A 7,660-nucleotide genomic window follows, 5' to 3' on the forward strand; every position below is an offset into this window, starting at 1 on the left:
GGCGGTGTATGTGAACTGTAACTGCCATGTTTTACGGCAGTGAGAGCAGAGATAGCGCTGATGTCCGGCAGTACTTTTACCGTTACGCACCACCCCGTCAGTAGCTGAACAGGAGGGACAGCTGATAGAAACAGAAGCCACTGGAGCACCTCAAAAACACCATCATACACTAAATCAGTAAGTTGGCAGCATCACCCCGCCCCTGGTATCTGCGACGAAGCCGGGGCATCAGAGAAACACTGACCACAGAACGGGAGATCAATGTGTCTACAGTGCAAACCTTAACACTGGATAACCAGACAGTAAACCCGGAATTAACCGGGACGCATAAGCCGGTGCGAATGGATGTTATCGAAGAGATTGCCGCAACGGCTGCGGGAACTGAACGACCGGCGCTTATCTGGGGCAATACGGACCGGGCAACGGTTGCGGCTGAAGCATGTGGATATTTGCCCGGCGTACCGGTTTAGACGGCAGAGGGGACGAAGCTTACACGGCTGTGCAGGATCTGATAGCTAACCTTATGCACCTGTGTGAACAGGAGAGCATAACGGACGAAAACGTAACATTTGCGTCGCTGGTCAGTTCTGCGGAAATGCAATATCGGGCCGAGCTGGAAGAATGTTGAAAGCAGTAAGCGCGGGGCTGGCTATGGCCCTGCAGCTGCTTCAGCCGCGGCTTAAAAGCGGGCGGCCCTGCGGGCCGGGGAAAACCGGTGCTGACGCACCGGCTCTCGCCCTTCGCCTGCGCTTTCTCTCTCCGGGACGCTGTCTCATGGTCTTCTCTCTCTGCTTCCTTCTGCTGTTAATCCCTGTGCTGCGCTGCAGCTGCTCCTCCGGTTTCCTGTCCCTGAAGGTCAAAAGCATAAACAGCCTGATGGCCCCCTTCGGCTTCCCGGCGTTGCCGGGTCGTCAGCCCCACTCTGCTAACCGGCAGAGCCGGTAAGCTCCGCCGGACCGCAATGCGTTCCGGGCCTGACGGCTAGGGTCTGATGGCGAACGGCCAGGTCAACCCCTGCAGCCGGCTGGCGCCGGCGCGTTCTCTGGCCACAAAAAGACGTGGCCGCTGAGGACGCCCGCGTTGCGGTCGGGTGTGTGCATGCTCATCTCCGGCGCGGTGGTCATGTTGCGGTACGTCCCACGCGGCGGGCGAATCCAAGCACCGTCATTCATCAGATACAAGGGTGAAGTGCACGCCTGCGGCGCCCTTGTATCTGCTGCCTGCCGTTGCTTCTCAGCCCTTTGCCGCGAGGAACTAACCGAAACATGAATTAACCACCTGACAGGAGAACCAGCATGCACACACAAAACGTCAACGTCGCCGCTTCAGAATCTCCCAAAACATGGGGTAACGGACCAAAAATCTGCGTCAGCGCAAACGATCTGCGCACGCGCTGGCACACCACAAACGCAGACGGCAAAACCGTCACGCCGTCAGAGGGGAAGCACTACCCGGCGCGAAACGGCAGCTATGGTGTGGACGCGCTGCTGCTTGATGAAGCGGATGTGGTGGCACTCCTGGCGGCAGGACATACCGCGTTGCCGTGTCTGGCGAGCTCAGGCGGGGGCATGACGGCGCTGTACGACCTGGGCGAAAGGGCCGCCGGGCGTTACCTGATTGCCAGCCGTGGCCAGATTTTTTACCGCACGGATTCATGGCAGGAAGTGCGACGGAAGTTTATTCGCCGGGCCTCAGAGGTGCGGAGCGAGGAAGTGCAGAAGTTTCTCGATAACTTTGACGCGGCGATGGCGGCAGGACTGGACCTCTACAAGGCAAGCGACGTTGCGCGCGGGATCATCACACTGGAAAACGCCCTGAACCCGGCGCCTGAAAATCAGGTAACTGTCGGTGCCGCTGATACCACTTTAAACGAGATCCCTTTCTGAAAACGTTGCGCGGCCTGTAAAGGCGGGCCGCTTTTTCGTCTCAACTGATTTAAGGAAAACTGAAATGAAAATGTACAATGCGCAGGCAGTGGTCATCGGTCAGGTTGTCAGCACAGTTCTTTACAATCGCGGACGGGGTGTCGTGTTTGCCGTTCACGGCGAGCAGAAACCGGCATCAGTCGGGTCGCTTTCAGGCTACGTATCTTATGGCGGTAATGCCAGGTTTGATATTGCGTTTGAGAGCGGCGGAATATCTCGCGGGCTGCCGGAAAGTATCCTGCACGGAAAACAGTGGAGCATATTCCCGGAAATAAAAAGCGGGGAAGAAACGGCGCGCATTGTTAAACACGCGGAGTCTGAAGAACGCCGTAAGCAGGAGGAAAAGGAGGAGGCCGCGCGACTTTATGCAGCTGAATGCGAGCGTTTAAAAATAACCCCGGAATATGCCGCGCTCTCGCAGGATAAAAACGGGGCCGTGCAAGTCACATCGAATATCCGCAAAGAGCTGAAAGCAAAATTTCCGGGCGTTAGATTCTCCGTTCGTAAGCGAAGCTATGACAGCGTAAGCGTTAACTGGATGGACGGGCCGACAGAGGAAGAAGTAAAATCCGTAACGGATAAGTATAAGGACAGTTATTTTGACGGTATGCAGGATATGTCTGTTTCCTGCGCCTCTCCTTTCAACCGAATTTATGGTGGCGTGGGCTACGTTTTTACCGACCGGGATTATTCGGACGGGATGAAGGGAAAGGCGGTGGACATGATCGCTAAAAGATATGGCGGCAGTCTGGAAGGTGAAGAAATAACGCTGGCTCGATTTAACGCTGGCGAGCTATACAGGGTCGGGCGCGATTACTTCTGGCACAACCAGGGCGTGCAGGGTGAGATAAACCGAACGCTTGCGGAAATAAAATAAAAACAGGGGCCGCAGGGCTCCTTTTTTTTGCCGGATTTTATCCGTGACCGGTATTGAACCGGTGACGGATAAATGTAATCCATCGCAATGTCTGTACATGCGGTGCTTACGAAAAAAAGAGAAGTTACTTCTGTTACCCGTTCCCGGCATTGAGCCGGGGCGGGTAATTCTGCGCGCGGGCTTCGTTGCCGTCTTTAAACAAATGCAGCGCAGAGAGATAAAGCCGGGCTGCGTGCTTCGTCAGTATCAAAAACCGTTCAGCCGCTGAATGCCTTGCGCGGGATTTTACCTGACTTGATGGCCTTGTAATGTTTATCAATCAGCATCGCATAGTTATAGCGGTTCGTTACGGTTACCGGCAGGTTTTTCATTCCCGCGTTGTACATTCCCACCGCCAGCCACGTTGTGCCGTACTGATTGAAATTGCGGCGCAGCAGCATGGCACCAATATAAATATTCAGACATGGCTCGCTGAGCAGTTTTTCTTTGCTGAGGCCCGGGTACTCTTTCTGTAAGCGTCGCATTGTGACCGAATTAATCTGCATGAGCCCATAGTCACTGCTGCCGGGTTTACCGTCTTTTGTCAGGTTAGTATTAATGGCTCCCGGGTTATAGCGGGACTCCTGCCAGGCGATAGCGCGCAGGTAGTCCGGATCGATGGAATACCATTCGCCGGCTTTAATAAAACAGTCCGCATTCACGCTGGCGGAGAAAATGCCTGTCGCCAGCAGGGCTGCAGCGTGAGTGAATAAACGCATTGCGGCTCCTGATTTGAAAAGTTCGGAGGAGATGTCAGGCTCAATAATATCATAAGAGTTGGGTTTTTACACACCACTCGCAAATTTCTTTTTGCTGGTTAATGTATTTAAAATCAGCAACTTAGCTTTGAATCGTAGAAAATTTAATCTTATGGTTACTTACCAGAAGGTAACCCAGTGGAATCCTGAAGGTTTTTTATTGGTTACCGTATGGTTTGTTTTAATTTTATCAGTAGCTTATAATGGATTCCTAACTATTGGTTTCCATATGGTTACTCAGTTTTAAGCCGGATGTTACCCGATGGTTACCATAAAAAACGAGTCTGCACCCTTCCAGATTGTCTGGTCCGATGTGATGCTTACATATGTTAGTTAAAACGAGTGTGAGAAAAAAATATGAATGATGAAAATTCAGCTAAGCGTAACCGGGTTAACCTTACTATCCCTTTTTCACTGCTGGAAAAGATTGATGCGCACGTCGAAAAAAAACTGGAAGACGGTGAATCCCGTGATACGGCTAACAGATCAGCGTTCGTAATGGAAATGTTTAAACTCGGTTTACGAGTGCATGAAAACAAAATCAACAAGGATGCTTCAGAAAAAACGCTTGATCAGAAGCTGGAGCTCATTGCTAAAAATGCGCTGATGAATGGGTTCATTATCGACGCCATTTTCGGCATCATGAAGGAAACGGTTGATACTTCTAAAGTCGTCAGGAACGAAATGCTTCTTGATCCAGACTGGCCTAAAGAGATGAAGGAAAGAGTTGCCGGTAAATTACTGGAGTACTTTAAATAATTAATGCAAGCCTGATCTATCTGCGAATACATCAGGCTTCTTATTCAGGAGTCACCCTTCTCGTCTTTTCCATTGTCATCCTGCCTCAGTGCATCGGTTTCTCTTTTTAGCGCATCACGAATATAACGTCGTAGCGTCAGTGCATTAATTCCGTATTGTGTATAAACCTGCTTTCTTGTATGGCCGTCTCGTAAGACAGCATTAACTGCCTGATCGCGGTCGCGTTTAGACAGCACGTTACGGTTATCATACTTGACGCGCTTTTCCTTAATTTCAGGAGAGTCTTTCTTTTTGCTCCATGCGCGTTTAACCGTTGCAACCGTCACACCCAGTATATCGGCGGTTTGCTGTAGGGTTTTACCCTGCACGCGCAATCGTACCGCATAGTCTTTTAATTCTTCAGATATAACCCTGTAATCTTCATGCGTGCCAACGTACTTAATAAGCGTGTCGTTCGTGATGCTGTATTCAGTCAGAATATGCTTTCTGAGTATGCCCTGGCTTAACTTTACTTTTATCGCCTCAACATCTTCTGGTGTCAGTTTTCTCTCATGCTCCCGAGGGATGATTTTCTGTCCGTCACGATCGGCTATTTTTTTAACGGCGTGATAGATGACTGCGCGAGATACTCCGCAGGCCTGCTCAATTTCTTCTATCGTCATTTTTGGCTCGGCATGATACATGCGTGAAATCAGCTCCCACTGCTTCCAGCGGTAATCCATTGCAGAGCTTCCCTTGCGCTTTTTTATTAGCTTGTAGACGTAAGATTCAGAACAGTTCTGTTCTTCACATATATCCCTGACGCGCCAGCCCAGCATCACACGCTCCATCACTTTATCTGCATCGGGCCCATATTTTTCTTTCAACACCTGTTTTGGTGGATTTACTTTTTTAGCGGATGTTGCGGATTTTGTACCGACCGGGGTGGTTTTTATTTTTGAGTGAATTATTTCCCCGGCTCAGTAAATATTGCATTTTCAAAGCTGTTCTTTATTTTTCTGGCGTGCCACAGGTTCACGCCGGGACGGGGGAGGGGGGCCAGGAAATCCGCATTAACCATTATCCATGCAGCCGGGTCGGCTACGTCTGAATATTGTCTCAACTGTGTGAGTGACCGTTCGGCCGCCGCCTGCAACTGCCTGGCCGGGACGCGATTTTTAATAAACGCGAGCAGTGGAATGGTCACGAGCTGGCAGGCATAAAAGCGGGTTTCTCTGAAGCTAACCTCAAACCAGCCCGGGTCACGCATGTAATGAAGGAGGGCATCCGGCACGCACCTGGCGGACCGGGTCGATCAGGACCTTACGGCGGACGCGCTTTATGGCCGGGAAAGCGCCGGAAATGCTGTGGCCGGTTATCAACGAGCACGGCCGGCAGCGCGGGAACTGGCACGTTCCGGTGTCACCCTCCAGCGGAGAGGTAGACTTTTCAGCCGCCCACTATGAAGGGGCAGCGGACGGCAGCCGCATCGTGCTGCAGCGAGGGGAAAAGTACGGAAAGGTGCTGGAAGCCGCGGATGTCGCGGAGGCGCTGCAGCTGATGAAGGACAATCCGGAAAGCCCTGTTGTGCTCTCAGCTGACCACAGTGAACGTCCGGATGCCAGAGGCGCGTCGGCAGCAGCGACGTCGGGTGGGGAGGAGCTGGACCGCCGCGAAGCCGAGGCGCTGGAGAAAGCCGTTAAGGCCGCGCTGGGGCAGGAGGAGAAAGAGCCGGAGCCTGTTGCGCCTGAAGAGGCGCGGAGCGCACCGGACGAGCGGGAGAGCGAACGCGAGGCCGCACTGGCCGCCGCGCTGGAAGAGCTGCAGGAGGAGGCATTTGATTATCGAGACTACGACCTGACCCCGGAGCGGGACGTCCGCGCCATGATGAACGATGAAGTGAACGTGATGCGCCACGAGCGCAGCGAACCCGAACCTGAGTTTGGCCATAAACCTCAAAAGACCCTGGAGTAGACCCTGTGACATTACTGTTGATTGCGGCCACCGTGGCCGTTTGCCTGATGATGCTGATGGCCTGGCTGCCCGAGTTCCGGACAGAAGGCGCGCTGCTTCGCCGCTGGAGTAAGGGTGGTGGTGAGCCCCGCTGCAGTGAAACCGTGCAGAACGTGGTGGACGGCTTCATTGAGGATTTTTCCGCCACGCATAGCCTGACGGAGGCCGAAACGGCGCGCATCCGGGAGATGAAGACCCGCCCGGGCATGATGCCGGTGACCCTGCTGCTGCATCCGCAGCTGGTCACGCGTGAGAAGGGACGCTTTGGGCGTGGGCGCAACCTTACGTCCGTGTTTGTGGCGACAGGCGTAAGCGCGCTTATCATGCCGCCGCTGGCCGGTATGGCCATGCATAACATGAGTCTGTGGCTGCTGCCCTTTCTGAACACGGCGGTATTTTTTGCCGGCCTGCAGCTGCTGCGCTATGCGTATTCAGACCTGGGGCTGATGAACGTACTTGTCACAGGAAAAGCTGATTGAATAAAGGGTTGCCGTTCCGGTGCTTATGCGTATGGTTATAAGGTCTGGTGTACAGTTTAAAGGGAGGTTAACTGAGTGAAAGATGCAGAATTTAAGCGGAAAAGAAAAAAGGCCTATGCGCTGATGGCTGCAACCGGCGTGCGCAGAAACCAGAGTATCCCTGCTACCTATCGGCTACTGTGGTGGCTGGGCATAAAGAAGCGGCCGGCACTTTTTGCCAGTTTTTGGAGCAACCTGATCCTGCTGGGCGGCTACTATGCTGTGTTCTGGGGAGGGATGATGTGGTTTATCACATGGCAATCACGGGGGTACAGCCCGCTGGCCAGCGTAATAACAGCGCTGGCTGCCGGCCTGTTATTTGGGCTCATCATGGCGAGTATTTTACGAAGGCGCCGAAAAGCCAAATGTCTGCCGGGCTGGGAGCAGCTTTAACTCTCCTTTACCAAGCTTAAAACGGCCTGCCGCCCTGCGGTTGGCCGGTCCGTCGCGTCCAGGATTAAAAATCCCAAACGCTCCCGACCCTCAAATGAGGCATTTAATATGGCTTGGATGAGGGGAAGTTCTTATGCTTACTGCGTACTTAATCAGGTATGTAAACTCCAGACGTGAAAGTAAATCCTGCACGCCCGAAACCATTAAATAGTTGCTGTTTTTTCTCACATACAGTCAGGTGCTGTTGTTCTTGAGCATAGCCACAGCATCAGTTCCCGCCATCTGAAACTGCACCCGGTGCCGGGTGATGCTGCCAACTTACTGATTTAGTGTATGATGGTGTTTTTGAGGTGCTCCAGTGGCTTCTGTTTCTATCAGCTGTCCCTCCTGTTCAGCTAC

At 52.8% G+C, this 7,660-nt stretch carries 12 protein-coding genes; 8 read left to right on the forward strand and 4 right to left on the reverse strand.

The window, feature by feature from the left end:
- The coding region (locus D7S44_RS22965; RefSeq protein WP_001392815.1) for an IS1 family transposase at positions 1–141 on the reverse strand (141 nt) is incomplete at its 3' end.
- Between the two features lie 122 nt (positions 142–263).
- Here D7S44_RS22965 and D7S44_RS23420 point away from each other — a divergent pair.
- The 4 genes from D7S44_RS23420 (at position 264) to D7S44_RS23425 (ending at position 3,070) form a co-directional block, all read left to right on the forward strand.
- On the forward strand, positions 264–470 hold the full coding sequence (locus D7S44_RS23420; RefSeq protein ID WP_147402131.1) for a hypothetical protein: 207 nt from the start codon (positions 264–266) through the stop codon (positions 468–470).
- A gap of 825 nt (positions 471–1,295) precedes the next feature.
- Entirely contained in the window at positions 1,296–1,886 is a 591-nt protein-coding gene (locus D7S44_RS22980) for a hypothetical protein (protein ID WP_120458491.1), read from the forward strand.
- A gap of 64 nt (positions 1,887–1,950) precedes the next feature.
- Positions 1,951–2,802 carry an LPD29 domain-containing protein gene (locus tag D7S44_RS22985; RefSeq protein ID WP_120458492.1) on the forward strand — a complete coding sequence of 284 codons (852 nt, stop codon included), beginning with the start codon at positions 1,951–1,953 and terminating at the stop codon, positions 2,800–2,802.
- A 43-nt stretch (positions 2,803–2,845) separates the two neighbouring features.
- Complete coding sequence (locus D7S44_RS23425; protein WP_147402132.1) at positions 2,846–3,070, forward strand: hypothetical protein; 225 nt, start codon at positions 2,846–2,848, stop codon at positions 3,068–3,070.
- Here the strand turns inward: D7S44_RS23425 and D7S44_RS22990 are convergent.
- On the reverse strand, positions 3,060–3,560 hold the full coding sequence (locus tag D7S44_RS22990) for a lytic transglycosylase domain-containing protein (protein ID WP_120458493.1): 501 nt from the start codon (positions 3,558–3,560) through the stop codon (positions 3,060–3,062). The two genes, D7S44_RS23425 and D7S44_RS22990, sit on opposite strands and share 11 nt — an antisense overlap.
- A 396-nt stretch (positions 3,561–3,956) precedes the next feature.
- On the opposite strand from D7S44_RS22990, the gene D7S44_RS22995 reads away from it, so the two are divergent.
- Positions 3,957–4,358: a relaxosome protein TraM gene (locus D7S44_RS22995; protein WP_120458494.1), complete on the forward strand. Its 402-nt coding sequence runs from the start codon at positions 3,957–3,959 to the stop codon at positions 4,356–4,358.
- A 44-nt stretch (positions 4,359–4,402) separates the two neighbouring features.
- Here the strand turns inward: D7S44_RS22995 and D7S44_RS23000 are convergent, their stop codons facing one another.
- Together D7S44_RS23000 and D7S44_RS23005 are read right to left on the reverse strand one after the other, a co-directional pair.
- Entirely contained in the window at positions 4,403–5,224 is an 822-nt protein-coding gene (locus D7S44_RS23000; RefSeq protein WP_158591317.1) for a helix-turn-helix domain-containing protein, read from the reverse strand.
- A gap of 80 nt (positions 5,225–5,304) precedes the next feature.
- Positions 5,305–5,631 carry a hypothetical protein gene (locus D7S44_RS23005; protein ID WP_147402134.1) on the reverse strand — a complete coding sequence of 109 codons (327 nt, stop codon included), beginning with the start codon at positions 5,629–5,631 and terminating at the stop codon, positions 5,305–5,307.
- A gap of 47 nt (positions 5,632–5,678) precedes the next feature.
- Here D7S44_RS23005 and D7S44_RS23010 point away from each other — a divergent pair, with 47 nt between their 5' ends.
- The 3 genes from D7S44_RS23010 (at position 5,679) to D7S44_RS23020 (ending at position 7,261) form a co-directional block, all read left to right on the forward strand.
- Positions 5,679–6,311, forward strand: a complete 633-nt coding sequence (locus D7S44_RS23010) for a conjugative transfer relaxase/helicase TraI domain-containing protein (RefSeq protein WP_120458497.1) — start codon at positions 5,679–5,681, stop codon at positions 6,309–6,311.
- Between the two features lie 5 nt (positions 6,312–6,316).
- Positions 6,317–6,829: a hypothetical protein gene (locus D7S44_RS23015; protein ID WP_084886492.1), complete on the forward strand. Its 513-nt coding sequence runs from the start codon at positions 6,317–6,319 to the stop codon at positions 6,827–6,829.
- A gap of 75 nt (positions 6,830–6,904) precedes the next feature.
- Complete coding sequence (locus D7S44_RS23020; RefSeq protein ID WP_120458499.1) at positions 6,905–7,261, forward strand: DUF6404 family protein; 357 nt, start codon at positions 6,905–6,907, stop codon at positions 7,259–7,261.
- The last annotated feature ends 399 nt before the right edge of the window (positions 7,262–7,660 follow it).

This window comes from Pantoea piersonii (genome assembly GCF_003612015.1).
Lineage (GTDB): Bacteria > Pseudomonadota > Gammaproteobacteria > Enterobacterales > Enterobacteriaceae > Pantoea > Pantoea piersonii.

Excerpts from the sequence above, each read along its gene's own strand:
- D7S44_RS23010 (WP_120458497.1), top strand. The coding sequence starts at position 5,679 with ATGGCCGGGAAAGCGCCGGAAATGCTGTGGCCGGTTATCAACGAGCAC.
- D7S44_RS22995 (WP_120458494.1), top strand. The coding sequence starts at position 3,957 with ATGAATGATGAAAATTCAGCTAAGCGTAACCGGGTTAACCTTACTATC.
- D7S44_RS22980 (WP_120458491.1), top strand. The coding sequence starts at position 1,296 with ATGCACACACAAAACGTCAACGTCGCCGCTTCAGAATCTCCCAAAACA.
- D7S44_RS22985 (WP_120458492.1), top strand. The coding sequence starts at position 1,951 with ATGAAAATGTACAATGCGCAGGCAGTGGTCATCGGTCAGGTTGTCAGC.
- D7S44_RS22990 (WP_120458493.1), bottom strand. The coding sequence starts at position 3,560 with ATGCGTTTATTCACTCACGCTGCAGCCCTGCTGGCGACAGGCATTTTC.